The sequence below is a fragment of the Burkholderia perseverans genome, from assembly GCF_022870505.1.
In the GTDB taxonomy this organism is placed as follows: Bacteria; Pseudomonadota; Gammaproteobacteria; order Burkholderiales; family Burkholderiaceae; genus Burkholderia; species Burkholderia plantarii.
On sequence record NZ_CP045094.1, the window covers coordinates 2872117 to 2897713 of the forward strand.

Annotated in this window: 22 protein-coding genes and 4 tRNA genes; 6 read left to right on the plus strand and 20 right to left on the minus strand. The window is 69.4% G+C overall.

Translation table 11 applies throughout. The annotated features are described in order from the left end of the window. The first annotated feature begins 25 nt into the window (after nucleotides 1-25). The gene (locus tag BpN12_RS27235) at nucleotides 26-799 is read left to right on the plus strand and encodes a haloacid dehalogenase type II (protein ID WP_246795306.1); all 774 of its coding nucleotides are present in this window, start codon (nucleotides 26-28) and stop codon (nucleotides 797-799) included. Nucleotides 800-893: 94 nt separating this feature from the next. On the opposite strand, the gene BpN12_RS27240 is transcribed toward BpN12_RS27235, so the two are convergent. After that, nucleotides 894-1298: a gamma-glutamylcyclotransferase family protein gene (locus BpN12_RS27240; protein ID WP_246795307.1), complete on the minus strand. Its 405-nt coding sequence runs from the start codon at nucleotides 1296-1298 to the stop codon at nucleotides 894-896. A gap of 286 nt (nucleotides 1299-1584) precedes the next feature. Here BpN12_RS27240 and BpN12_RS27245 point away from each other — a divergent pair, with 286 nt between their 5' ends. Further along, nucleotides 1585-2487: an AraC family transcriptional regulator gene (locus tag BpN12_RS27245; RefSeq protein WP_246795308.1), complete on the plus strand. Its 903-nt coding sequence runs from the start codon at nucleotides 1585-1587 to the stop codon at nucleotides 2485-2487. 25 nt (nucleotides 2488-2512) lie between these two features. Here BpN12_RS27245 and BpN12_RS27250 read toward each other — a convergent pair whose 3' ends face one another. From BpN12_RS27250 to gltX, 6 genes are all read right to left on the minus strand, one after another. Beyond that, a complete protein-coding gene (locus tag BpN12_RS27250; protein ID WP_246795309.1) occupies nucleotides 2513-2980 on the minus strand; it encodes a GNAT family N-acetyltransferase in 468 nt (155 codons plus the stop codon). Nucleotides 2981-3366: 386 nt separating this feature from the next. Then, a tRNA-Asp gene (locus BpN12_RS27255) sits at nucleotides 3367-3443 on the minus strand. Between the two features lie 73 nt (nucleotides 3444-3516). Beyond that, nucleotides 3517-3592 (minus strand) — tRNA-Glu (locus BpN12_RS27260). Between the two features lie 163 nt (nucleotides 3593-3755). Then, nucleotides 3756-3831, minus strand: a tRNA-Ala gene (locus BpN12_RS27265). A gap of 175 nt (nucleotides 3832-4006) precedes the next feature. Then, nucleotides 4007-4082, minus strand: a tRNA-Ala gene (locus BpN12_RS27270). A 195-nt stretch (nucleotides 4083-4277) separates the two neighbouring features. Continuing rightward, the gene (gene gltX, locus BpN12_RS27275; RefSeq protein ID WP_246795310.1) at nucleotides 4278-5678 is read right to left on the minus strand and encodes a glutamate--tRNA ligase; all 1401 of its coding nucleotides are present in this window, start codon (nucleotides 5676-5678) and stop codon (nucleotides 4278-4280) included. Between the two features lie 741 nt (nucleotides 5679-6419). Here gltX and BpN12_RS27280 point away from each other — a divergent pair. After that, entirely contained in the window at nucleotides 6420-7352 is a 933-nt protein-coding gene (locus BpN12_RS27280; RefSeq protein ID WP_246795311.1) for a patatin-like phospholipase family protein, read from the plus strand. Nucleotides 7353-7809: 457 nt separating this feature from the next. Here BpN12_RS27280 and BpN12_RS27285 read toward each other — a convergent pair whose 3' ends face one another. The 12 genes from BpN12_RS27285 to BpN12_RS27340 all read right to left on the minus strand — a co-directional run bounded on the left by BpN12_RS27285 (nucleotide 7810) and on the right by BpN12_RS27340 (nucleotide 21828). Continuing rightward, entirely contained in the window at nucleotides 7810-8493 is a 684-nt protein-coding gene (locus BpN12_RS27285) for a C40 family peptidase (protein WP_246795312.1), read from the minus strand. A 114-nt stretch (nucleotides 8494-8607) separates the two neighbouring features. Further along, nucleotides 8608-10326 carry an ABC transporter ATP-binding protein gene (locus BpN12_RS27290; protein WP_246795313.1) on the minus strand — a complete coding sequence of 573 codons (1719 nt, stop codon included), beginning with the start codon at nucleotides 10324-10326 and terminating at the stop codon, nucleotides 8608-8610. Continuing rightward, nucleotides 10323-11420 carry an ABC transporter permease gene (locus BpN12_RS27295; RefSeq protein WP_246795314.1) on the minus strand — a complete coding sequence of 366 codons (1098 nt, stop codon included), beginning with the start codon at nucleotides 11418-11420 and terminating at the stop codon, nucleotides 10323-10325. The genes BpN12_RS27290 and BpN12_RS27295 overlap by 4 nt, the downstream gene beginning before the upstream one ends. A gap of 1 nt (nucleotide 11421) precedes the next feature. Continuing rightward, complete coding sequence (locus BpN12_RS27300) at nucleotides 11422-12462, minus strand: microcin C ABC transporter permease YejB (RefSeq protein ID WP_042625397.1); 1041 nt, start codon at nucleotides 12460-12462, stop codon at nucleotides 11422-11424. An 85-nt stretch (nucleotides 12463-12547) separates the two neighbouring features. Next, nucleotides 12548-14464, minus strand: coding sequence for an extracellular solute-binding protein (locus BpN12_RS27305; protein WP_425306328.1), 1917 nt, complete (start codon nucleotides 14462-14464; stop codon nucleotides 12548-12550). 314 nt (nucleotides 14465-14778) lie between these two features. Then, nucleotides 14779-15132: a hypothetical protein gene (locus tag BpN12_RS27310; protein WP_246795316.1), complete on the minus strand. Its 354-nt coding sequence runs from the start codon at nucleotides 15130-15132 to the stop codon at nucleotides 14779-14781. 507 nt (nucleotides 15133-15639) lie between these two features. Then, nucleotides 15640-16569, minus strand: a complete 930-nt coding sequence (locus BpN12_RS27315; protein ID WP_246795317.1) for a PfkB family carbohydrate kinase — start codon at nucleotides 16567-16569, stop codon at nucleotides 15640-15642. Then, nucleotides 16566-18014 carry a purine-cytosine permease family protein gene (locus BpN12_RS27320; protein ID WP_246795318.1) on the minus strand — a complete coding sequence of 483 codons (1449 nt, stop codon included), beginning with the start codon at nucleotides 18012-18014 and terminating at the stop codon, nucleotides 16566-16568. The genes BpN12_RS27315 and BpN12_RS27320 overlap by 4 nt, the downstream gene beginning before the upstream one ends. A 32-nt stretch (nucleotides 18015-18046) precedes the next feature. Beyond that, nucleotides 18047-19099 (minus strand): ADP-ribosylglycohydrolase family protein, encoded by a 1053-nt coding sequence (locus BpN12_RS27325; protein WP_246795319.1) that lies wholly within the window; start codon nucleotides 19097-19099, stop codon nucleotides 18047-18049. Continuing rightward, the gene (locus tag BpN12_RS27330) at nucleotides 19099-19824 is read right to left on the minus strand and encodes a GntR family transcriptional regulator (protein WP_246795320.1); all 726 of its coding nucleotides are present in this window, start codon (nucleotides 19822-19824) and stop codon (nucleotides 19099-19101) included. Before BpN12_RS27330 ends, BpN12_RS27325 begins: the two co-directional genes overlap by 1 nt. Before the next feature lie 227 nt (nucleotides 19825-20051). Further along, a complete protein-coding gene (locus tag BpN12_RS27335) occupies nucleotides 20052-21077 on the minus strand; it encodes a porin (RefSeq protein ID WP_246795321.1) in 1026 nt (341 codons plus the stop codon). 349 nt (nucleotides 21078-21426) lie between these two features. Continuing rightward, nucleotides 21427-21828 (minus strand): hypothetical protein, encoded by a 402-nt coding sequence (locus BpN12_RS27340; protein ID WP_246795322.1) that lies wholly within the window; start codon nucleotides 21826-21828, stop codon nucleotides 21427-21429. A 101-nt stretch (nucleotides 21829-21929) separates the two neighbouring features. Between BpN12_RS27340 and BpN12_RS27345 the strand changes: the two genes are divergently transcribed. Together BpN12_RS27345 and BpN12_RS27350 are read left to right on the plus strand one after the other, a co-directional pair. Continuing rightward, nucleotides 21930-22868 (plus strand): AraC family transcriptional regulator, encoded by a 939-nt coding sequence (locus BpN12_RS27345; RefSeq protein WP_246795323.1) that lies wholly within the window; start codon nucleotides 21930-21932, stop codon nucleotides 22866-22868. Nucleotides 22869-23018: 150 nt separating this feature from the next. Next, nucleotides 23019-23483: a GNAT family N-acetyltransferase gene (locus tag BpN12_RS27350; RefSeq protein ID WP_246795324.1), complete on the plus strand. Its 465-nt coding sequence runs from the start codon at nucleotides 23019-23021 to the stop codon at nucleotides 23481-23483. 50 nt (nucleotides 23484-23533) lie between these two features. Here the strand turns inward: BpN12_RS27350 and BpN12_RS27355 are convergent, their stop codons facing one another. Continuing rightward, nucleotides 23534-24490, minus strand: coding sequence for a LysR family transcriptional regulator (locus BpN12_RS27355; RefSeq protein WP_246795325.1), 957 nt, complete (start codon nucleotides 24488-24490; stop codon nucleotides 23534-23536). A 162-nt stretch (nucleotides 24491-24652) separates the two neighbouring features. On the opposite strand from BpN12_RS27355, the gene BpN12_RS27360 reads away from it, so the two are divergent. Next, complete coding sequence (locus BpN12_RS27360; RefSeq protein WP_246795326.1) at nucleotides 24653-25516, plus strand: amidohydrolase family protein; 864 nt, start codon at nucleotides 24653-24655, stop codon at nucleotides 25514-25516. Nucleotides 25517-25597: the final 81 nt, after the last annotated feature.

Here is a 25597-nt window from a genome sequence, read left to right on the forward strand (position 1 = left end):
ACCTGTCCGCCCCGAGTGTCCCCCGATGTCACCCGCCACGTCCGATAGCGCCACCGCCCACTCCGCCCCTGCGGCGTTCCCGAAAGCCATCCTGTTCGATGCCTACGGCACGCTGTTCGACGTCCACTCGGTACACGCCGCCGCGGAGCAGCTGTTTGCCGGCCACGGCGAGGCGCTGTCCCGGCTATGGCGGCGCAAGCAGATCGAATACACGCAGCTGCGCACGCTGGCCGACCCGGCCGGCACGCACTATCGGCCGTTCTGGGACATCACCGGCGACGCGCTGCGCCATGCCTGCCGCGCGCTCGGCCTGCCGCTCGCGGCGGCGGCCGAGAAACGGCTGATGGACGAATACGCGTGCCTGTCGACACATCCCGACACGGTGCCGGCGCTGCGCCGGCTGCGCGAGATGCCCGGCGCGCCGCGTCTTGCGATCCTCTCGAACGGCGACGCGCGGATGCTCGATATCGCCGTCAAGAGCGCGGGCATGGCGGGGCTGTTCGAGCAGGTGCTGTCGGTCGAGGCGGTGCATGCCTACAAGCCCGCCGCCGCCGCGTACCGGCTCGGTACCGAGGCGTTCGACGCGAGCCCGAACGAGCTCGTGTTCGTGTCGTCGAACGGCTGGGACGCGGCCGGCGCCGGCTGGTACGGCTATACCGTGTTCTGGCTCAACCGCACCGGCGCGCCGGCCGAGGAACTCGGCATCACGCCCGCCGGCACCGGCGCGCGGATGGACGATCTGCTTGCGTTCATGGGTACCGCGGGGAGTTCGATGTCGCGTCCCGGCGCGGCGGACTGAGTTTGCGTTCCGTGGCCTCCATGGCCGCGCTCACGTTCGCCGGGGTACGAGTCGTGACATGCGCCGCGCGGAGAAATCCGGCGCCGTCCGCGATTCAGATGCGCGCGAGCCGGTAGCCGACCCAGTCGCCCGACGCGATGCGGGGACGGTCCGCGACCGACTGTTCGTCCACCGGGTAGTACAGGCAATCGTAGTGCCGCCCGGCCAGCTCGACGTGGGTCTGCCGCGCGACGAACAGGCCTTCGACGCCGGGATAGACCTCCTCGATCTCGTCGAGCACCGGCACCAGCCGCTCGTCGATCGCATAGATGTCGCCCCGCACGACGTCGTCGCCGTCGGCCACCACCATCCCCGGATAGGCGCCGAAGTCGTAGAGCCGCCCCTTCAGCACGCCCGGGCCGACCAGCTGCGGCGGCGCGATGCCATGGCGTGCCGCCGCGCGGCCGATATCGTTGATCTCGCCGGCGCGCAGCGTGCCGTAGACGAATACGTGGCGCATCGTGATGTCCTTCTCCGATGGTGTCGTTTGGATGGTGAAACCGCTGACGCGCGAGCACGGACCGCGCCGCCCGTCGCGAATCGACCGGCATCACCGCCGCCGGTTCCGTTCCGGGCCGCCTCGCGCCTTGCCGCGACGACCGCTCCGGGGCGGCATGATCGGCACGGCGCCCCCGCGCCGGCGTCGGCGTCGGCGCCGGCCGCTCATTATCGAAGCAAACGGCCCCGGCGCATGCCTTTTGGCCGACCACCCTACAATACCGGTTCGTCCAGCCGCGCCGCTCACGATGAAACCGTCCGCCGCCACGTCGATCACGATCGACATCCCGCCCGAGTTCTCGCCGACGTCCGAACACCCGGTGCGCGTGCGCTCGCGGCCAATGGCATCGAGCATGCGCATCCCGCAGCACACGCACGCGTGGGGGCAGCTCGCCTACGCCTCGCGCGGCGTGCTGCGGGTGGCGACGGCCGGCACGACCTGGATGGTGCCGCCCTCGCGCGCGATCTGGATTCCGCCGCACACCGCGCATGAGATCGTGGTGGTCGAGGATGCGTTCCTGCGCACGCTCTACATCGACGAATCGACGATCCCGGGCGGCCTCGACGCCTGCCGCGTGGTGGAAGTGTCGGGCCTGCTGCGCGAGCTGATCGTGGCGCTCGACGTGCGCACGCTCGCGCAGACGCGTGAACGGCTGCTCACGCCGCTGATCCTCGACGAGCTCACGCGCAGCGAACCGTTGCCGCTCGCGGTGCCGATGCCGACCGAGAAGCGCCTGCGCGCGCTCTGCGAGGCGGTGCTCGCACATCCGGCGCAGGCCGAGTCGCTCGACCATTGGGCGGCCGGCGTCGGCGCGAGCACGCGGACCATCGCGCGGCTGTTTCGCCAGGAGCTTGGCGTGAGCTTCACGCAATGGCAGCAGCAGGCGCTGCTCGCGCGCGCGATTCCGCTGCTGAACCAGGGGCGGCCGATGTCGCATGTCGCGCACGAACTCGGCTACCAGAGCCAGAGCGCGTTCTCGGCGATGTTCCGACGCGCGTTCGGCAAGAGCCCGCGCGCGTTCATGCTCGGCGACGCGGGCGCCGCGACGGCCGATCCCGCCGAGCCGACCGACTCTGCCTCGAGCGAGCCGGCCGCCGCGTCCTCCTCCGCCGCCGGGTCGGCCACGAGCGACGAAGCCGCATTGCGCTGAGCCCGGCAGCACGCCGCCGGCTGCTTCAGTCGACCGGCCGCACCATGTGGCGGATCGAGCCCAGTTGCGCGAGCCGCGGCCCGGCGAGCCGATAGCCCAGGCGCAGATAGAGCCGCGCGGCAGGATTGTCGACGAACACGCGCAACTGCGTCTCGCGCAGGCCGCGCGCCTGCGCCCAGCGATGCGCGGTGTCGAGCAGATAGCCGCCGGCCCCGAGCCCGCGATGGCCTTCGCGGATCTGCACGTCGCGGATATGCAGCGAGTCGCGTTCCTCGGTCAGCCGCATCACGCCGATCCGTTCGCCGTCGCGTTCGAGGATGAAGTTCTCCGATTCGCACCAGCTCAGATAGAACAGGTCGGAACGCCATTGCAGGCCGTGGCGCAGATAGTAGCTGCCCATGTTGCCGTGCGTCAGCGTCTCGGCAAATTCGAAATCGTCCGGCTCGGCCGGGCGCAGCTGGAACAGCAATCGGACTTCGGTGGGATCGAGCATGGCGTCGACAGAGATCCTCGGATCCCCGTCACGATAGCGCAGCGGGCCGCCGATGCAATGGCAAATTGCACGCATTCGCCACCCGGACAATACGATGCATTACCGCGGCATGATTGATGAGAGGGCCCGGCATCGACGCAATCGGGCAAACAGCGCGCCCGCGCGAGCGTGAACGGACTTCGGTCGCGCAGGACAGACGAAACAATACCCGCTGGCGCGGGCATTTTTCAAACCTGGCGGAGCGGACGGGACTCGTCCACATTCCGCGGGCCGCGGTTGCGCATGCATGCGCAACCCTTCGACTCCCGCCGGAAGCCGCGCAGGCGGCTTCCTCCGCTCCGCATACGGACGAAAAAATACCCGCTGGCGCGGGCATTTTTCAAAACTGGCGGAGCGGACGGGACTCGAACCCGCGACCCCCGGCGTGACAGGCCGGTATTCTAACCAACTGAACTACCGCTCCAGCTTTCCTTGCTAACCGGTGGGCCATCGGCTCCACCACTACATCGCCCGAATCTCGAACGACGCCGAAACCTTGGCGTCCCCTAGGGGATTCGAACCCCTGTACTCACCGTGAAAGGGTGATGTCCTAGGCCTCTAGACGAAGGGGACAAAATCTTTTCAGATTTGTCTTACTGCTGGAATTTGCTGCTTGTCGCATTCAGCAAAGACCGAGATTCTTACCTGTTTTTCGCATTTTGTGAAGCATTTTTTTCAAAATTACTTCAACATCTGCTCAAACATAAAACTACCAAAACCGCTGAGACCGTTTTGATGGTGGAGGTAAGCGGGATCGAACCGCTGACCTCTTGCATGCCATGCAAGCGCTCTCCCAGCTGAGCTATACCCCCTTTTCGCACCAGGCAAATTTTTTTTGAATTTGCCCGACTGCTGGCCTTCGCTGCTCATCAACTTCAGCGGAGCCCAAAATTTTTACCTGCTTTTCGTGCCTCGTGAAGTATTTTTCAAACCTCTTCACGCGGCCCGCTCAAACGAAAACTGCCAAAATCGCTGAGACCGTTCTGATGGTGGAGGTAAGCGGGATCGAACCGCTGACCTCTTGCATGCCATGCAAGCGCTCTCCCAGCTGAGCTATACCCCCTTGCAGAACAGAAATGCGATTTTAGAGGGCTTTTCGCGGCTTGTAAATACCCCTTTTCTCAAACCCGCATACTTTTTTGCGAAGCGCCGGCCAGCCCCGGCGTGCAAGGCGCGCGGCCGCTTTCGCCGGCCGTGCGCCCTCTCCGTTCCTACCGGTCAGACGGTCAGACGGTCAGACGCTCAGACGCTCAGACGCTCAGACGCTCAGACGCGAGATCACCACGTCACGCTCGAACAGCGCGAGCACGGCGTCGATCGACGGCGTATGCGTGGTGCCCGCCACCAGCAGCCGCACCGGCATCGCCAGCGCCGGCATCTTGAGCCCGTGCGCGGCGAGCGCCGCCTTCAGCGCGGCCGCGATGCCTTCCTTGGTCCACTCGGCCGTCTTCAGCGCCTCGACGAGCGTGGCGAGCGCCGGCCTCACGGCGTCGGTCACGCGCTGCGCGAGTTCGTCCGCGTCGGGCGCCGGCATGCGATAGAACATCGTCGCGCCCTCGGCGATCTCCTTGAGGGTCGAGGCGCGATCCTTCATCAGGCCGATCACGGCGGCCAGCTCCGGGCCGCCCTCGAGCGCGGTGTCGTCGATGCCGAGCGCCGCGAAGAACGGCTTGGCGAGCGCCGCGAGGCGCGTGTTGTCGGCTTCCTTGATGTAGTGGTTGTTGAGCCAGTTCAGCTTCGCCAGGTCGTACTGCGCCGGCGACTTGCCGAGATGCTCGAGGTCGAACCACGCCACGAACTGCTCGCGCGTGAAGATCTCGGCGTCGCCGTGCGACCAGCCGAGCCGCGCGAGATAGTTGAGCACCGCCTCGGGCAGATAGCCCGAGTCGCGGTAGCCCATCACGCTCATCGCGCCGTGGCGCTTGCTCATCTTCTCGCCCTGCTCGTTGAGCACGGTGGGCAGGTGCGCGTAGACCGGCACCTCGCCGCCGAGCGCGCGCAGGATGTTGATCTGGCGCGGCGTGTTGTTGACGTGATCGTCGCCTCGGATCACGTGCGTGATGTCCATGTCGAGATCGTCGACGACGACGCAGAAGTTGTAGGTGGGCGTGCCGTCCGGGCGCGCGATCACGAGATCGTCGAGTTCCTCGTTCGAGATCTCGACGCGGCCCTTCACGGCGTCGTCCCAGACCACCGAGCCCGTCAGCGGGTTACGGAAACGCAGCACCGGCTGCACGCCCGCGGGCGGCTGCGGCAGCACCTTGCCCTCCTCCGGGCGCCAGGTGCCGTCGTAGCGCGGCTTCTCGCCGGCCTCGCGCTGGCGCTCGCGCAGCGCGTCGAGTTCCTCGGTCGACATGTAGCACGGGTACGCGAGCCCCTTCTCGACCATCTGCGCGAGCACCTCGCGGTAACGGTCCATGCGCTGCATCTGGTAGAACGGGCCTTCGTCGAAATCGAGGTCGAGCCACTTCATGCCCTCGAGGATCGCGTCGACCGAGGCGTCCGACGAACGCTCCACGTCCGTGTCCTCGATGCGCAGCACGAACACGCCGTTGGTGCTGCGGGCGAAGGCCCACGGATAGAGGGCGGAACGGATGTTGCCGAGATGGATGAAGCCGGTCGGGCTCGGCGCGAAACGGGTACGGACTTGACGGGTCATGGACGATAACTCGATGGCCGCGCGCGGCGGCCCGATGAATGACGGTTCGGTAACGGCGCGCGACGCGAGCGACTGCGCGACACCGCCGGCACCGGAACGGAAAGGGACAAATTATACCCGCCGGCCGCGCGATTCCCGATGCGGCCGGGGGGCGGGATACCGCACGGAGGCCGGGCCGGGCGAGAAATCCGGCACACCGAAAGGCCCGCATGCGAAATCGCCGGCAACGCTCAGCTTAGTGATTGGCCGCCGGCCGCCCTTGACTCGCCACAAGGCACGGACCGGCCACTACGGGCACACCGCGGGCGGCATGACGGGCGACAAGCGTGATCGGGTTGCACGGTCAAATCTGTCTTCGCCTCGATGGGCGCCATCAGCGTTGCCGTGGTGGGTGGCGAGACTACCTCATCGATTCGGAAGCCAGATCGTCATCGATACCTCAACGGCCAGAAATGATGGCCTATGACTTCGCACCTCGTAAGCCGCGGATGGCAAGCGCGTCGGCCGCCGGGAACCGCAGCTTGCCAAACCGAGCGGTCGCGAAACCGGTTCACTACCGCCGCACGCCGGCCCGCCCGCTCGCGCCGCGCCCTTTTCGCCGGCGCCACCGCGCTTGCTTTATGATGTGCGCGCCGCGGCGCATGGGCCGCGCGCGAGGCCGCGCCGGCCGTCGGGCGCCGTGCCGCCTCGCTGTCGGTCGCGCCCGTCCCGCGCGACGATCGCCTGCCGGAGAATTCGTCGATGTCGTCGTCCCCTCGCCTGTCCCGCCGCCATTTTTCACTCGCCGCGATGTCCGCCTCGCTGGCCGCCTGCACCTCGTTCGGCGGCAAGCCGGATGCCGGTAAAACCGCGCCGCCCGTGGCCGCCGCCACGCGCCGGCCGCTGAAGATCGGCATCGCGCTCGGCGGCGGCGCCGCGCGCGGCTTCGCACACATCGGCGTGCTGAAGGCGCTCGAGGCGCGCAACATCGCGATCGACATCGTGGCCGGCACCAGCGCGGGCTCGGTGGTAGGCGCGCTTTACGCCTCGGGCATGAACGCGTTCGAGATCAACAAGCTCGCGCTGACCATGGACGAGGCCTCGATCAGCGACTGGGCGCTGCCGTGGCGCTCGCGCGGGCTGCTGATGGGCGTGGCGCTGCAGAACTACATCAACAAGACGCTGAACAACCGGCCGATCGAGAAGATGGCCAAGCCGCTCGGCATCGTCGCCACCGACCTGCAGAACGGCCAGCCGATCCTGTTCCAGCGCGGCAACACGGGCCTCGCGGTGCGCGCGTCGAGCAGCGTGCCGTCGGTGTTCGAGCCGGTGCGGATCGGCACGCGCGAATACGTGGACGGCGGCCTCGTGAGCCCGGTGCCGGCCGCGTTCGCGCGCAAGATGGGCGCTGATTTCGTGATCGCCGTGGACATCTCGGCCCGCCCCGAGGGCGCGCCGACGCAGAATCCGATCGAGCTGCTGCTGCAGACCTTCACGATCATGGGCCAGACCATCAAGGCCTACGAACTCGACAAATACGCCGACGTGGTGATCCGCCCGAACCTGGCCGAGATGAGCGCGAGCGATTTCACGCAGCGCAACGCGGCGATCCTGGCCGGCGAGGAAGCGGGCGCGAAGATCATGGCGGAGCTGCAGAGCAAGCTTGCGGCGGCGGCCGCGCGTGCCGCGGCTTGAAGCGGGCCGCAGCGGCGCGGCGTGCCTGGAACGCGGGGCTGAGCCGGGCCTGAAAAGCGGGTTGGAAAGCGGGTTGAGAAGCGAGCTTAGGGCGGGCTTGGGCAAGCTCGAGGCAAGCTGAAGCGAGCCCAACCTGGGCCGCCACACGGCAGCAACGCAAGCGGCGAATCGTGCGCCGGCCGCCACCGCGGAGTCATTCGCCGCGGCGCCGCGTTGAGCCGGGCGCCCGCGGCCGGCCACCGGCCGCAGGCAATGGCGCATCCGCCATACCTGGCACACGGCGCACACCACACCCTCGCCCAGTCGCCCGCCCGGGCGAGCCGCCGCCCTGGCGCTCCCCTCACATCGCCGCGCCAAAGAAAAAACCCCGGCCTCCTTGCGGAAACCGGGGTCATTCGACCGATTGCTACCTGAACGTGACGCGGGGCGGCGTCAAGCGGGCGCGGCCCGCCCGCGCTCAGTTGCCGGGGTTGAAATCGGCCGGGTTGCCGCCGATCGTCGCGCTCACGCGCTGGCGCAGATCGTCGGGCTTGGTCGGGAACTCCGACTCGAGCCGGCGCGCGCCGGTAAAACGCTTTTCCCAATAGCTGCTTTCGAGATCGTCGACGCGGATCGTGCTGCCGGTGGACGGCGAATGCACGAACTTGTTGTCGCCGATGTAGATGCCGACGTGCGAGAAGGTGCGGCGCATCGTGTTGAAGAACACCAGATCGCCCGGCTTCAACTCGCTCATGCGGACCTTCTCGCCGACGCGGCTCATTTCCTCGGCACGGCGCGGCAGCGACATGCCGAGCGTGTCCTGGAACACGTAGCGCACGAAGCCGCTGCAGTCGAGCCCCGAATCGGGCGAGTTGCCGCCCCAGCGATAACGGACCCCGATCATGTTCAGCGCGCCGACCACGACGTCGCCCGCCTTGCCGGCCATGCCGGACAGGAACGAGCGTGCGCCGCCTTCGCTCGGGGCGCTCGACTGGGCATTCACGGGGGAAGAATTCGAACCGGATTGTGTCGAAAATGCGACGTTCTGGTTAAAGCTGCCGGCTTCGTCGGCGAACGCGCCGGGAGCCGCTGCGATCAGAACGCCAAAAAACAACCCGGCTACGGCGCGCCTGCAAACCTGAGTGATAGTTCGGTGCTGCATCGGTCGGTAATATTGTGCTTAAAAATCAGCTGATTGGCGGAAATTTCGGTCGATACTAGCCAGACGGTATTTGTTTGTCAAAATGAATTGAAAAATTCAATCAAATTCTGCACATCATTGGGGCAGGTTCCGCCCCTCAAGTGCCGTGAGCAATTTGCGCGTGTACGCGTGTGACGGTTCCGTGAAAATTTTCTCCACATCGCCGGTCTCGACGATCACCCCGCCCTGCATCACCGCCACCCGGTGCGCCATCGCGCCGATCACCTCGAGATCGTGGCTGATGAACACGTAGCCGAGGTTGTACTTGCGCTGCAGGCCGGCAAGCAGCTTCAGCACCTGCTGCTGGATCGACACGTCGAGCGCGCTGGTGGGCTCGTCGAGCACCAGCACGCGCGGCTCCAGCACCAGCGCGCGCGCAATCGCGACACGCTGCCGCTGACCGCCCGAGAACTCGTGCGGATAGCGATGCAGCACCGTGCGGTCGAGCCCGACCTCGCGCAGCACCGCGATCACGCGCTCGCGGCGCGCCTCGGCCGACAGCTCGGGCCGATGCAGTTCGAGCCCCTCGCCGACGATGCGTTCGATGGTATGGCGCGGCGACAGCGAGCCGAACGGGTCCTGGAACACCACCTGCAGCCGCGAACGCAGCGTGCGCGCCTCGGCGCCGCGCCAGCTCGCGAGCGGCCGGCCGTCGAATTCGATGCTGCCGCCGGCGATCCGCTGCAGGCCCAGCAGCGCCATCGCCAGCGTCGATTTGCCCGAACCCGATTCGCCGACCACGCCGAGCGTCTCGCCCTGCCGCACCGACACGCTGGCGCGCTCGACCGCGATGAACTGCCCGCTGCGGAACCAGCCGCCGATACCCGGCAGCTTTTGCCGATAGGTCACGGTCACCTCGCGCGCGTCGAGCACCACCGGCGCGATCGGCAGCACCGGCGCGGCCGTGCGCCGCGGCCGGCTGTCGAGCAGCCGGCGCGTGTAGGGATGGTCGGGCTCGCTGAAGATCCGTTCGACCGGCCCGCTCTCGACCAGGCGCCCCTTCTCCATCACGGCGACGCGTTGCGCGAAACGCCGCACCAGGTTCAGGTCGTGCGTGATCAGCAGGATCGCCATGCCGCGGCCGTGCCCGGCGTCGCGCTGCAGGTCGAGCAGCAGCTCGACGATCTGGGCGCGGATCGTCACGTCGAGCGCCGTGGTGGGCTCGTCGGCGACCAGCAGGCGCGGCCGGCAGGCCAGCGCCATCGCGATCATCGCGCGCTGCCGCTGGCCGCCCGAGAGCTGGTGCGGATAGCTGTCGACGCGGCGCTCGGCCTCCGCGATGCCGGTGCGGCCCAGCAGCGCGATCGCGCGCGCCCGCGCCTCGCGCTTCGAGACGCCGTCGTGCAGCACGATGGTCTCCATGATCTGGTCGCCGATCGTGTAGAGCGGGTTCAGCGCGCTCATCGGCTCCTGGAAGATCATCGCGATCTCGGCGCCGCGCAGGCCGCGCATCGCGCGTTCGCTTTTCGCGCCGAGTTCGGCGCCGTCGAAGCGGATCGTGCCGCCCTGTTCGGCGTCGCGCAGCAGCCGCAGGATCGCGAGCGCCGTGACGCTCTTGCCCGAGCCCGATTCGCCGACCAGCGCCACGCGTTCGCCGCGGCCGATCGTCAGCGAGACGTCGTCGACGGCCAGCGTTTCGCCGAATGCGACGCGCAGGTGCTCGATCGACAGCAACGGCGCGGCGGCGGCGTCATGGGTGGACGCGGGACCACCGGCCGTCGACGGCACGGCATCGGCCGGAGCACGTCCCGCCGGGCGCGGCGGATGGGCAGACGAGTTCGGCGGCGGCGTCATCGCACGCCTCCCGCCGCGCGCGACGTATCGGCGATACGCGAATCGAGCGCGTTGCGCAGCGCGTCGCCCATGAAGGTCAGCAGCAGCAGCGTGAAGACCAGCACCGCGAACGTCGCGAGCGAGATCCACCACGCGTCGAGGTTCGCCTTGCCCTGCGCGAGCAGCTCGCCCAGGCTCGGCGTGGGCGGCGGCACGCCGAGCCCGAGGAAGTCGAGGCTGGTCAGCGCGAGGATCGAGCCGCTCATGCGGAACGGCAGGAACGTGATGACGGGCGTGAGGCTGTTGGGCAGTACGTGGCGCCAGATGATCTGCCAGTTGGAGAGGCCCATCGCGCGCGCGGCGCGCACGTAGTCCTGGGTGCGGTTGCGCAGGAACTCGGCGCGCACGTAGTCGGCAAGGCCGAGCCAGCCGAACAGCGACAGCAGCACGATCAGCAGCACGAAGCTCGGCTCGAAGATCGACGCGAAGATGATCAGCAGGTACAGCTCGGGCATCGAGCTCCAGATCTCGATCAGACGCTGCCCGACGATGTCGATGCGCCCGCCGTAGAAGCCCTGCACGGCGCCGGCCGCGATGCCGAGCACGGTGCCGATCAGCGTCAGCACCAGCGCGAACTCCACCGATACGGCGAAGCCGTAGACCAGCCGCGCGAGCAGGTCGCGGCCCTGCGCGTCGGTGCCGAGCCAGTTGTCGCGCGAAGGCGGCGCCGGGTTCGGCAGCGCCGAGAAATAGTTGAGCGTGGTGGCCGAATAGTGGTTCGGCGGATACAGCACGAAATTGCCGGGCGCCTCGAGCTTGCCGCGCACGTAGGGGTCGAGATAGTCGGCCGGGGTCGGGAAATCGCCGCCGAAGGTGGTCTCGGCGTAGTCCTTCACGATCGGAAAATAGGTGTGCCCGTCGTAGCGCACCACCAGCGGCCGGTCGTTCGACCAGAGCGGCGCGGCCAGCGCGACGGCGAACGCCACCACGAACACCACGAAGCTCCAGTAGCCGAGGCGCTGGCCGCGAAAACGCCGCCAGACGCGGCGCGCCGGCGACGGCGAGACGCGCGCGCGGGCGGCGTCGATCCGGGAGGAAACGGCGGCTCGGCTCACGTCAGCGCTCCAGTTGGTCGAATTGAATTCGCGGGTCGACCCAGACGTAGCAGAGGTCGGAGACCAGCTTCGTGACGAGGCCGATCAGCGTGAACAGGTAGAGCGTGCCGAGCACCACCGGGTAGTCGCGGCGCACCACCGATTCGTAGGACAGCAGCCCCAGCCCGTCGAGCGAGAACAGCGTCTCGATCAGCAGGCTGCCGGTGAAGAACGCGGCGACGAACGCGCCCGGGAAGCCGACCACGAGCGGCAGCAGCGCGTTGCGGAACACATGCTTCCAGAGCACGCGCCGCTCGCTGAGCCCCTTGGCGCGCGCGGTCAGCACGTATTGCTTGCGGATCTCGTCGAGGAACGCGTTCTTGGTCAGCATGGTGATCACGGCGAAGCTGCCCACCACGGAGGCCGTGATCGGCAGCACCAGATGCCAGAGATAGTCGGTGAGCTTGCCGAGCAGGCTCAGCTGCGCGAAGTTGTCCGAGGTCAGGCCGCGCAACGGGAACAGCTGCCAGAACGAGCCGCCGCCGAACAGCACCAGCAGCAGCACGCCGAGCACGAAGCCCGGGATCGCGTAGCCGACCAGCACCACCAGGCTCGTCACGAGATCGAACGACGAGCCGTTGTAGACGGCTTTCGCGATGCCGAGCGGGATCGAGATCAGGTAGGTCAGCAGGAAGGTCCAGACGCCGATGCTGATCGACACCGGCAGCTTCGAGACCACCAGCGACCAGACGCTCTGGTGATGGAAATAGCTCTGGCCCAGGTCGAAGCGCGCGAAGCGCTCGAGCATCAGCCCGTAGCGCGCGAGGGGCGGCTTGTCGAAGCCGTACAGCGTCTTGAGCTGCGCGAGCTGCTGGGCGTCGACGCCTGAATAGTTGCGCAGCCCGAACGGCGCGCGGCCCTGCTCGGCGCCCTTGCGCAGTTCCTGCACGGCCTGTTCCACCGGGCCGCCCGGCACGAACTGGATCACCGCGAACGTGATCGTCAGCACGCCGAGCAGGGTCGGGATCATCAGCAGCAGGCGTTTGAGGATGTAGCTCCACATAGGCGAGGTCGGCATGCGGCGCGCGCGGCGCGGTTGGAGAAACGGCGGCCGGCCCGGCCACCGCGTGCGGAATGCGGCGATGCGCTCAAGGTGCCGGGCGCGCCGCCGCGTCGGGTTTCGCCCACCACATCGACGCCACCCAGTCATCGGCCGAATAGTACAGCGGCAGCGTGGACGGATAGGCGAGCGTGTGCTTGTAGGCGACGCGGTGCATCGCGCTGTACCACTGCGGCACCACGTAATAGCCATGCATCAGCACGCGGTCGAGCGCATGGGTGGCGTCGAGCAGCTGCTCGCGCGTCTGCGCCTGCACCAGCGTCTTCAGGATCGCGTCAACGGCCGGCGACTTCAGCCCGATCAGGTTGCTCGAACCGGGCTGGTCCGCGTAGCGGCTCGCGAAGCGCGTGGCCTGCTCGGCGCCGGGCACCTGCACGCCCGGGTAGCGCACCGTCGTCATGTCGTAGTCGAACGCGTCGAGGCGCTTTTGCAGCAGCGCGAAATCGGCCGTGCGAAAGCGCGCCTCGATGCCGAGCTTGGCGAGATTGCGCTGATAGGCGGTGACCACCGGCTCCATGCCGCCGCCCGAATCGTCGAGGATCTCGAAGCGGAACGGCTCGCCCTTCGCGTTGCGCAGCGCGCCGTCGCGATAGGTCCAGCCGGCCTCGGCCAGCAGCGCGCGCGCCTTGAGCAGGTTGGCGCGCAGCGAGCCGGGCGGATTCGTGTCGGGCTGCTCGGGCATCGGGCCGAACACGGCCGGGTCGAGCTGCCTGCGCAGCGGCTCGAGGATCGCGAGTTCGCCCTGGTCCGGCGTGCCGCGCGCCTGCAGTTCAGTGTCGGCGAAATAGCTGTTCAGGCGCGTGTAGCCGCCGTAGAACAGCTGCCGGTTCAGCCACTGGAAATCGAACGCGAGATCGAGCGCCTCGCGCACGCGCACGTCCTGGAACAGCGGCCGGCGCAGGTTCATCAGGAAGCCCTGCATGCCCGCGCCGTTGTGCTGGCGGAACTCGTGCTTGATCAGCTCGCCGTCGTCGAAGCGCTTGCCCACGTCGCGGCGCACCCAGTTGCGCGCGATGTATTCGACCAGCACGTCGTACTCGCCGGCCTTGAAGGCCTCGAGCCGCGCGACGCTGTCGCCGTAGAGCTTGTAGACGATGCGATCGAAGTTGTTGGTGCCGACCCGAACCGGCAGCGCGGCGCCCCAGTAGTGCGGATCGCGCCGGTAGGTGATGGTGCGCCCGCTGTCGTAGTGGTCGATCAGGTAGGGGCCGCTGCCGATCGGCGGCTGGAACGCGAGCTGGTCGAACGGCACGCGCGTGCCGTCCGGCTTCATCCCCCACTTGCGCGAGAACACCGGCACGGCGCCCGCGATCAGCGGCAGCTCGCGGTCGGTGCGCGTGAACTCGAAGCGCACCGTGGCCGGATCGACCGCCACCACGCGCGCGATCTCGGAGAAATAGGCGGCGTACTGCGGCGCCGCCTGCGGGCTCTTCAGCGTGTCGAACGAATACTTGACGTCGGCCGCCGTGACCGGGTCGCCGTTCGAGAAGCGCGCGCGCGGGTTCAGGTGGAACGTCACCGAGAGCTGGTCGGGGGCGATCGCGATGTCGTCGGCGAGCAGCCCGTAGGCGCTCGCGGGCTCGTCGGCGCTGCCGGTGGTCAGGCTTTCGAAGATCGCGTCGAGGCCCGGCGCCGGGTTGCCGCGCAGCGTGAACGGATTGAACTTGTCGAAGGTCGTGAGCCGGTTCGGGTTCGCGAGCACCAGCGTGCCGCCCTTCGGCGCAGCGGGATTCACGTAGTCGAAGTGCCGGAAGCCGGGCGGATATTTCGGCTCGCCGTATTGCGCGATCGCGTAGACCGCGTGGGCGGGAAACGACGCGGCGGCGCTCCACAGCAGCGCCAGCAGCATGAACGGCAGGCGCCACGCGGCGGACCGCCGGCCATCCGGCGCACGGACATCGGAAACACGACGAGGCGCGGCGGCCCGGAACGGCGGAATCGGCATGAAGGCGGAATCGCTCGATGGTCAATGACGATGCCGGGCATTCTACCGAGTCCGCCGTGCCAGCGGGCGACAGCGGCGACGCCATGCGCCGCCGGGCGCAAACGGCTGCGCGATGGCGGCCGCCGTCGCGACGTGCGTCGCATCGACGGCTTCGCACCGGCCGGCCGGCACGATCGCGACGCACAAAAGAAAACCGCCCGAATCCGGGCGGTTTCCAGATGAAGCGTGAAGCGCGGCAGACCTCCGCCCGCGCGGCCCCGGCACGGGTGGATCAGCTGCCGGCCCCCGTCGCGACGGCGGAGTGCATACCGGCTTCAGTGACGCCAGCCGCCGTGATCGCCGTGCCAGCCCGGGCCGCCATGGCCGCCGTGCCAACCCGGGCCGCCGCCGTGCCAGCCGCCGTGGCGGCGATTCCATTCATCGCGGCCCCAGTAGCGGCGGCCGTCCCAGTAACGATCGCCGTGCCAGCCGATCACGATGGCGGGCGGCGGCGCATAGACCGGTGCCGGCTGATAGACGACGGGCGGCGGCGGCGCGTAGACCGGTGCCGGCGCAACGTAGGCCGGCGCGCCGAGATTGATGCCGACATGGACGCCCGCCATTGCGGCGCCGGACACGAACAACGCTGCCAGACCAGTCACGAGCGAGGCAATACGCAAGCTTTTCATGAAGTCCCCTTACGGTGGTTTGATTGGGTGATTCGACTATAACGACTCGCGCCCCCCACGCATATTTCCACTTTGTAAGAACTGATGCGTGGCGTCGCGCGGCGTCCGTCCGGCTAACGTCTTGTTACATTTGACGAGCGTGAGGGAGGCGGATACCGACGCATGCGGGGCGTATGGTTCGATCGTTTGCCGATCGTTTGCCTTGCGGCGCGCGTATTGTAGCGGCGGTGTCGTGAATCTGCGCTTGCAAACGTATCAATACCAGGAATCGGGTTGCGTGCGGATGGTGAAGCGGCGCGTCGGGCGCGGGCGGGCCGATCGTTCGAAGCGGCGCGACCGGCATGACGGCCGGCATCGGGATCCGCCTCACGGCTCGTCACGACCGTCACGGCCGCCGACGAACCGCGCTGGTCGCGCTTGCCCGCCACTCGACGGGTCACTCGACGGGTCACTCGACGGGTCAATCGACGGGCCGCGACGCCGGCCCGGGCCAGCCCGCACGCCGGCTCAGGCGCCGGCCACGAGCGCGTCGATCTCGGCGCGCGACGGCGCCGTGGCCGGCCCGAAGCGCGTGACCGCGAGCGCCGCGGCCGCGTTTGCGCGGTGCGCGGCGGCGGCCGGCGCGGTGCCTTCGGCGAGCGCGGCGAGCAGCACGCCGGTATGCGCGTCGCCGGCGCCATTGCTGTCGACGGCCGTCACCGCGAAGCCGTCCACGCGCGTGACCTGCCCCTCGCACGCCAGCAGGCAGCCGTGCTCGCCGTCGCGCACCAGCGTCAGCGCGTCGGCCGGCAGCCGTGCCGCGATCGCGGCGAGCGCCGCCTCGGCCGTGTCGCACCGCGCCTCGCGCAGCGCTTCCTCGCGGTTGCCGGTCCAGATCCGCGTGCATCGCATCACGCGCGCGAGCAGCGCCGGCTCGATCGTGGCGACGAGCGGCCCCGGATCGAAGGCAACGCGCGTGTCGCGCGGCAGCGCTTCCAGCCAGTCCACCAGCACCGCCGCCTTGTCGGGAACGCAGAGGCTGTAGCCGCTCACATAGACGATATCGCGCGGCGTCACGGCCAGCGCGTCGAGCACGCCGCGCTCCAGCCGCGCCTCGGCGCCGAGGTGCGTGACGAAGGTACGCTCGGCGGTGGCGTCGACCAGCGCCACGCAGATGCCGGTGTCGTGCCCGGCCACGCGCGGCGCGGCCGGCGTCACGCCCTCGGCCGCCAGCGTGGCGCGCACCATCTCGCCGAAGCGGCCGCTGCCGTGGCCGCCCGCGTAGACCACCGTCATGCCGCTGCGCCGCGCGGCGGCCATCACGTTGAAGCCGCCGCCCACCTCGAAGCGCGCGTCGTCGGCCAGCACGTCGCCGCCCGGCGGCGGCAGCGCGCCGACGCGCATGATCAGGTCCACCAGCACCTGCCCGGTATGGATCAGACGGGGCTGCGCGCTCATGCCGTGCCCTCCCGCAGTCCGCGCGCGCGCCGCGCGCCGCCGAGCAGCGCGTAGAGCCCGCCGCCGACCACGAACGTAACGATCCAGCCGAGCCCGTTGCGGCCGAGCCAGGTGTCGGCGAACGGCCCGTGGAAGCCGTGCGCGCCGATCGACAGGAAGCAGAAGCCGAGCACGATCGCGATCGCCCAGGCGCCGAACGCGCGCCATTCGATGCCGCCGCGATACCAGTAGGCGCTGCGCGGGCTCACGTCGAGCAGCGCGGCGGCGTCGTAGGTCTCGCGCCCGAACAGGTCGACGATGAAGATCCCGACCCAGGCCGTGATCGGCACCGCGAGCAGCGAGATGAAGCCGATGAACGGACCGTAGAAGCTGCCCTCGATCAGCATGAAGTAGACCGAGCCGGTGCTGATCGCGACGATGTCCACCACCACCGCCTGCACGCGCCGCACCTTGAGGCCCAGCGTCAGCGTGGTGAGCCCGGCCGAATAGACCGACAGATAGTTCGACAGCAGCAGCCCGCCGAACGCGGCGATCAGGTACGGGATCGCCATCCAGTGCGGCAGCAGATCGCGAATCGCGGCGATCGGATCGGTGGCCGAGGCAAGCCGGTCGTTGCCCACCGACAACAGCGCGCCGAGCGTGACGAGCAGCACCAGCGGGATGCCGGCGCCGAACGCGGCCGAGGCCACCAGCGCGCCGCCCTTCACGTCGCGCGCCTGGTAGCGCGACATGTCCGCGCCGGCGTTGGCCCAGCCGATGCCGGTGCCGGCCGCGATCGTGCCGATCCCGATGATCACCGCGCTGGCCGGCGCCGGCGCCGCGGCGAAAACGGCCTGCCAGTCGATCGACTCGGCGAGGAACGCGGCCACCACCAGGTTCAGCGCGCCGAAGATCCAGGTCGACCACTTCTGGATCACCAGCAGCGTGGCGTGGCCGAGCCCCGAAACCACCAGCGTGGCCGCCACGAAGATCGCGATGAACACGAGCGTGAGCAGCGGCGCGGCCTTCGCGTCGGCCGGGCTGCCGAACACGATCGAGCCGAGCGAGAGCAGCACGTAGGCGCCGGTGGTGGTGTTGACGGTCTCCCAGCCGAGCCGCGAGAGCAGCGAGACGATGGTCGGGCCGATGTTGCCGCGCATGCCGAACACGGCGCGCGAGAGCGTCAGGCTCGGCGCGTGGCCGCGCCGTCCCGCGATCGAGATCACCCCGACCAGCGCGAACGAGCCGGCCGCGCCGAGCACCGCCACCAGCGCCGCCTGCCAGATCGCGAGATGCTGGAACGCCACCAGCGTCGCGCCGAGCGGCAGCCCCAGGATGCTGATGTTCGCGGCGAACCAGACCCAGAACAGTTGCAGCGGATGGCCGCGGCATTCGTCGGCGGGCACGGGTTCGATGCCGCGCGCCTCGATCTTGCCGGCGTGGGCGGGTGGGCGGGTCGATGCCATCTACAGTCTCCTGGGGCGGGTTGGGCGGTCGCCTAGCCGCGCGCGGTGCGCAGCGCGAGCAACTGCCGGGTCAGGGCATCGAGATCGAGCGCGCTGACGCGGCGCACGGTCTCGACGGATTCGCGCGGCAGCGCGTCGTAGCCGGCGCAGGCGCCGAGCATCGCGCCGAGCATCGCGGCAATGGTGTCGGTGTCGCCGCCGAGGCTCGCGGCGGTGGCGAGCGAGTCGGCGATGCGGGTGGCGCGGCGCGCGGCGTCGTGCGCGAGCGCGAAGGCGGCCACCACCGATTCCTGCGAGGCGACCGAGGTGCCGACCACGTCGACGAGCCAGCCCGCGAGCGCCTCGCCCGTGTGCTGCGCGGCCAGCTCGGCGGCCCAGCGGATCCGTGCGCCGATCCGCGCGCCGGCCACCCAGTAGCCGCGCCGCTCGCCGAGCTCGGCGAACACGGCGCCGGCCTCGAGCGCCTCGGCGAGCGGCGCGCCGTCGATGCCGGCCGATACCGCGGCCGCCACCGCGGCCGCGCCGGCGATGCCGAGCGTGGTGTTGTGCGTGACGAGGCACGAGCCGACCACCGCGTCGACGAACGCCTCGGGCGCGTCGAGCGGCGTGGCGATGCCCACCGGCGTCACGCGCATCGCCGCGCCGTTGGTGGTGCCGAAGCGGCCCGCGCGCGTCACGTCCTCGCCGTCGACGATCGCCTGGGTGGCGCGCCGCGTGGACGGCCCGAGCAGGTCGAGCGAGCCGCGCGCCTTCATGTCCGCTTCCCAGGCGATCAGCCGGCGCGCGAATTCGAGCGGCGCGATCGTGCCGCGGCCGTCCACCAGCAGCTGCGCGACCAGCACGGCCTGCTCGGTGTCGTCGGTGATCGAGCCGGCGCGCAGGTTCGGCGCGATCGGCTGGTCCGGGCCGGCATCGACGAGCTGCGTGATGCGGCCGAACCGCGCGCGGATCGCCTCGCGGCTCAGCGACTGGGTGGGCATGCCGAACGCGTCGCCGAGCGCGAGGCCGTAGAACGCGCCGCGCGCGCGGTCGAAGCGGGCGGCGTCGGCGGTCGTGGAAGGAGAATCGGTGCGGGGGTTCGACATCAGAATTCCAGGTGCAGGGCAAAGTGGGCGGGATCGAGCAGGCTCACGACGTACTCCATGATCCGGTCGTCGCGATCGCGCGTGAGGCGCCGCGAGCGCAGGAACGGCGTGCCGGCGCGGCGCTTGAGCCGCTTCGCGTCGTCGGCCTCGAGCGCGACCACCTCGGCCCACTGCTCGCCGTGGTCGGCGACGATGCCGTGCTGCGCGAGCGTGCGGTACAGCGAGCCGCCCACCAGCCCTTCAAGCGGCAGCGCGGCGAGTTCGTCCGAGAACGGCAGGCGGCTGCGTTCGAGCGAGATCGCGGCGCCCTCGCCCATCAGCCGCATCCGGTCGATCGCGACGAAGCGCGGCGAGGCGAGACCGAGCTCGTGCGCGAGCGCCTCGTCGTCGACGATCGCGAGCTGCAGCAGCTTGGTCTGCGTGCTGCCGCCCGCGCGTTCGAGCGCGGTGCTCCAGCCGAGCGAACCGTCGATGGTCTGCCCGTGGAACGTGACGAACGAGCCGATGCCGCCGCGCCGCGTGATGAGGCCGCTCGTCGTCAGCAGGTCGAGGCCCTTGCGGACCGTGTTGCGGCTCACCGCGAAGCGCTCCACCAGCTCGCTCTCGCTTTCCAGCTGGCCGCCGTGCGGCAGCCGTCCGCTCAGGATGTCGCGCTCGAGCGCCGCCGCGACCATGTGTGCCTTCGAACGCCCGACGTCGGACGCCCTGGCCGGTTTGCGAACCATCTTCTGTCTCCTGTCAGCCATCGGCGCGCGGCCGCGCCGGCTCGTACCGGCGCGCGCGCCGCGCGTCGCAAAAGGTACAAGTATGCACAGGTTTGCCGACAGGTGGCGTCCGGGCGTGGTTCGGATGAGGGACATCAGGTTCGGGCGATGGCTGGCGCGTGGCGGAGCGGGTTCGGGTACGGGTACGACTCGGGTGCGGGCGCGGGCGCGGGTGCGGGTGCGGCGCGTCAGAAGCGATGCACGATGCCGAGCTGGAAGCCGCGCGCGTCCGAGCCCGGATAGGCGAGCGGCAGGCCCGCGTTGGCCGAGCCGGCGAGCCGATACGAGGCGGTGCCGCGGTTCTGCAGGAACGACACCGTGCCGTACACCGAGGTGCGCTTCGACAGCGTGTAGGTGTAGAGCGCGGCGAGCTGCTTCGCGTTGGCGCCCTGCCCGGTTTCGTCGTGCAGGTAGGTGCCGCCGAACGACAGCGCCTGCGCGGACGTGAGCTGGTAGAGCGCCGAGACGCCGTAGATGTTCACGTCGAGGCCGAGGTCGGCCCACTTCGCGCCGCTCCAGCCGAGATAGACGGTGGTCTTGCCGATCTGGTAGCCGGCGCCCACTTCGGCGGTGCGGTCGAGCGTGCCGCTGTCGGCGCTGCGCACCGCCTGGGCGGCGGCCACCGCCGAGAACGGACCGTGCGCGTAGGTCACGTCGGCCTGGTAGCTCGAGCCGCCCGAGCGCAGCCCGCCCGCGTCGCCGAAGCCGACGTAGACGCTGAACTGCAGGCCGGCCAGCGTCGGCGAGGTGTACGACAGCGTGTTGCTGGTGCGCACCACGAACGTCATCATGTTGCTGAAGCCCGAGGCCTGGGTGGACGCGCCGAACGCGTCGAGCCCGCCCTGGTCGTTGAACAGCGGCGAGTTCTGGCGGCCGATGCGCGCCTCGCCCCAGTTGCCGCCGATGCCGACCCAGGCCTGCCGGTTGAACATCGAGCCCGGCGTGGCGAAGCTGCCGTCGTTCGGATTGAAGCCGTTCTGCAGATCGAAGCCGACGTAATTGCCGGCGCCCAGATCCTCGTGGCCGCGCAGGCCGATGCGACTCGCCCACTGGCCCGACGAGCCGACGCCGGCCGTATAGCCGCTGCCCGTGTTCACGTACTGGAAGAACTCGTCGACGATGCCGTACAACGTGACGCTCGAATCGGCGTGGGCGACGAGCGGCAACGCACCGAAGGCGAGCGCTAACGTGACACGCGGCAGACGCAGGGACATCGTGAATCCTTGTGGCCGATTGGATGGAGGCCGCCTGGCGACCCGCCTGTTCCTCATAAAAGTACATGTAGGAACAGGCGCAAAATTAAGGTTCCAATTTGCACAAGTCAAGGCTGACGTGCCTAGGGAAAACCTCAGGACGAGGCGACGCGCGACGACCGGGGGACCGGCGTCAGAGAGAGGGAACGGGTCGTGAGAAGACGGACGCGGCGGGGTTGTCGGCGCGGATACCGCGGGAGCGGCGGCGGAGTTTTACGCTCGCCCGCGGCGGAGCTGGCAGATGGATGAAGCGGCGGCCAGCCGGAAGATCGACGGCCACGGGTCGGGCGCGACGCGCCCGTTCAGTTCGTCAGACCGTTTCGGTCATGCGCCGCAGCGCGACCTGTCGGGCCTCGTCGGGCGAGGCAACCACGTCGACGGGCACGCCGAACGCCTTCTCGATGCCGGGCGCGGTGGCCTGCGCGGCCGCGCGCTCGGCCGCGTCGGGCTCGATCGTGATCAGCGCGCGGCACACCGCGGCCAGCACGTCGCGGTTCTCCTTGAGCCAGAGGCCGCGCTGCTTGCGATCCTCGTGCGTTTCCTCGGGGCGGCCCGCCGGGAAGATCATCACGAACGGCGTGCCGATGCGCAGCAGCATCTGCATGTTGTCGATCCAGCGCGGCGCGTAGCCGCTGACGATCGCCTCGTTGCGCACGACGACGAACGGAAATTCGGTCACGTCGAACACGGACAGCGTGGGTTGGCTCAGCATCGCTGACACTCCTTCGGATTGGGCGGGTATACTCGATATTGTTGGCCGGCCGCGACCCAAGCTGATAATGTTGTTTGGTCAAAAAATAATGAATTCCGGCCATGACCTCATCCCGTTCCGTGCCCGCTTCGCCGGCCTCGCCCGCACGCGTCCGATCCCGTTCGCGCGCGGTCGCGGGGGCGGGGGCTGCCGCGACGTCAGCGGCAACTTCGGCGACGGCGTCCGCGAGCCGCCCCGCGCCGCTCGTCACGCTGCCCGATCCGAGCGAGCGCGAGGACGGCCCCGCGCTGATCGCGCTGCGCGGCGGCGAGCGGCACGGCGACGCCTACCGGCTCGGCACGCACGAGATCGACTGGCACGAGCATCGGCGCGGCCAGGTGTTCTGCATCGAGAGCGGCTGCGCGCATGTGCGCACGCCGCACGGCTCGTGGCTGCTGCCGCCCAATCGCGCGGGCTGGATTCCGCCCGGCGTACCGCACAAGGTGGCGATCAGCGGCGTGCTGAGCGGCTGGAGCGTGGTGATCTCGCCGGCCGCGAGCCGCGCGCTGCCGCAGCGGCCCTGCGTGATCGCGATCACCGAACTGATGGGCGCGCTGGTGCGGCGCGCCGTGACCTGGAGCGAACGCGACGCGCTGACGGCCGAGGAGACGCGCATCGGCCGCGTGCTGCTCGACGAGATGCGGCGCGCGCCGCACGAGCCGCTGCATCTGCCGATGCCGGCCGACCGGCGCCTGGTGAGGATCACGAAGCGCATCCTCGCGCAGCCGCACGACGGCCGCACGCTGGAGCAGTGGGCCGACTGGGGCGGGCTGTCGGCGCGCACGCTGAGCCGGCTGTTCGCGGCCGAGACCGGCACGAGCTTCGCGCAATGGCGGCAGCAGGCGCGCCTGACGCTCGCGCTCGAACGCCTCGCCAACGGCGAGAGCGTGGCGAACGTGTCCGACGCGCTCGGCTACGCCACGCCGAGCAACTTCATCGCGATGTTCCGGCGCGCGTTCGGCGATTCGCCGGCGCATTACTTCGCGCGGCGCGAGCGCTGAGTCGGCGGGCGTGGCCGGACCTGGCGCGACGTTTCAAAAAACAGAACGAAGACCGATTTCTGTCGGGCCGTCGCGAATGCGATACTGGCGCGGGGCCTGCCCCGCCTCACGCACGTCCTCCCTCATCCCGCCACTCGACCGACTCCCTTCATGATCATCAAACCGGGCGACTTCGACCATCCGCAGGTGACGGCCCTGCTGCGCCTGCATCTGCAGGGCATGCAGGCGGACTCGCCGCCGGGCAGCGTGTTCGCGCTCGACCTGTCCGGCCTGCAGCGGCCCGACATCGCGTTCTTCACGGCATGGGACGGCGACGCGCTGCTCGGCTGCGGCGCGCTGCGCGAACTCTCGCCGACGCACGGCGAGATCAAGTCGATGCGCACCGCTGCCGCGCATCTGCGGCGCGGCGTCGGCTCGCGGCTGCTCGGGCATCTGCTCGCGCTGGCCCGTGAGCGCGGCTACGCGCGCGTGAGCCTCGAAACCGGCTCGGGGGCGGCGTTCGAGCCGGCCTTGGCGATGTACCGGCGCCATGGCTTCGTCGGCGGCGAAGGCTTCGGCGATTACACGGCGAGCGATTTCAACCAGTTCCTCCATCTCGATCTGGCCGCGCGCTGAGCGCGTGCGCGGGTCGGCGCGAGGTCATACGCCGCCGCCCCGCCCTCGCCTCAAATCGCCTCGCCATACAACGGCAGGATGCGCGCCTCGAGCATCGCGATCGCCTCCACCGCCAGTTGCGACAGCGTGTGCTTCGTGCTCGTGGCGATCGCGAGGCGCGTGAACAGCGACGGCTCGGTGATGCGCTGCGAGCGGAAGCGGCGGCGCAGCGGGTCGCTCGCGAGCGCGCGGCGCGGCAGCACCGCATAGCCGATCCCCTCGTCGACCAGGTCGAGGATCGAGGCGACCGCGTCCACCTCCAGCTCGATGCGCAGGCGCACGCCCTGCTCGGCCGCCGCCGCCTCGACCATGCGCCGGATCGCATGCATGCGCCCCGGGATCACGAGCGGGTAGCGCGTGATCTCGCGCAGCGGCACGGCCGCCGGTGCCGCGCCGATCGCGAGGCCCGCGCCGTCCGCGCTGGTCGAGACACCGGCTTCGGCCTCCCCATCACCGCCCGGTCCGATCAGGAACAGTTCCTCCGTGAACACCGTGCGCTTCTCGACGAGCGGCGTGTCGAACGTGTCGTAGAGCACGGCGACGTCGATGCGCCCCATCATCAGCCATTCGATCAGGTGCGTGGACAGGCCCTGCGCCACCGAGATCGTGGCGCCCGGAAACGCCGCGCGAAAGCCGTGTACCAGCCCGTGCGTGGCGACCTTCGCGAAGCTCGGCGTGATGCCGATCGCGAACTGCCCGCCCGACTCGCCGCGCAGTGCGTCGAGATCCTGCCGCGCGCGCTGCACCTGCTGCAGGATGCCCTTGGCGTGTTCGAGCATGCGCTGCCCGGCCTGCGTCGGCGTCACGCCGCGGCCGTTGCGTTCGAGCAGCGTATGGCGCAATTCCACCTCGAGCTGGCGCACCAGCCGGCTCAGCGCGGGCTGGTTGGTGTCGAGCGTGATCGCCGCGCGCGTGAAGCTGCCAAGCTCGGCGACGTGGACGAAGGCCTCGAACTGCTTGAGATCCATGGCGGCCTTGGTATGTGAAATTCACATAGCAGATAGTTGGGTATGGCGATTGTAGCCAGATACCCGCGCCATCACAATTTGACTGCCGGATTCGTCCGCCATGGCCGGCCCCACGCCACGCGCGGGCCGGCTCACCATACCGAAGCCACGAGACGCCGTTTGATGAAATCCTGCCTGCCCCCCGATCCCCATCCCGTCAAGCCGGCCCACGCGCTGCCCGCCGGCGCCTGCGACGCGCACTGCCACGTGTTCGGCCCGGCCGCCACCTTCCCGTATGCCGACGACCGCAGCTACACGCCGCCCGACGCGCCGTTCGAACAGCTGGTGGCGCTGCACGACCATCTCGGCCTCGAACGTGGCGTGATCGTGCAGGCGAGCTGCCACGGCACCGACAACCGCGCGATGCTCGACGCGATCGCGCGCGGCCAGGGCCGCTATCGCGGCGTGGCGATCGTGGACGGCGACGTGACCGACGCGCAACTGGCCGAACTCGACGCCAACGGCGTGCGCGGCGTGCGCTTCAACTTCGTCGCGCATCTGGGCGGCGCGCCCGACCTCGACGTGTTCGACCGCGTGCTCGGCCGCATCCAGCAGCTCGGCTGGCACGTGGTGCTGCACCTCGACGCGCAGGACATCGTGCAGTACGCCGAGCGCATCGCTCGCATCGAGGTGCCGTTCGTGATCGACCACATGGGCCGCGTGCGCGCCGAGGCCGGTCTCGACCAGGAGCCGTTCCGGCAGCTGCTCGAGCTGATGCGCAACCCGCTCGCCTGGGTCAAGGTGTGCGGCTCGGAACGCGTCTCGGCCGGCAAGCGGCCGTTCGACGACGCCGCGCCGTTCGCGAGCGCGCTGATCGAGGCCGCGCCGGATCGCGTGCTGTGGGGCACCGACTGGCCGCATCCGAACATCAGCAAGGACATGCCGAACGACGGCGAACTGGTCGACCTGCTGTTCCGCTTCTGCCCCGACGCCGGCCTGCGCGAGCAGCTGCTGGTGACGAACCCGGCGCGCCTCTACGGTTTCTGAGCCGCGCGCGGCAGGCCCGGCAGGCGGCTCCCAAGCCGCCATGCCGGGGCGCCCCGAAGAATTGCGACCGAATTGCGACAA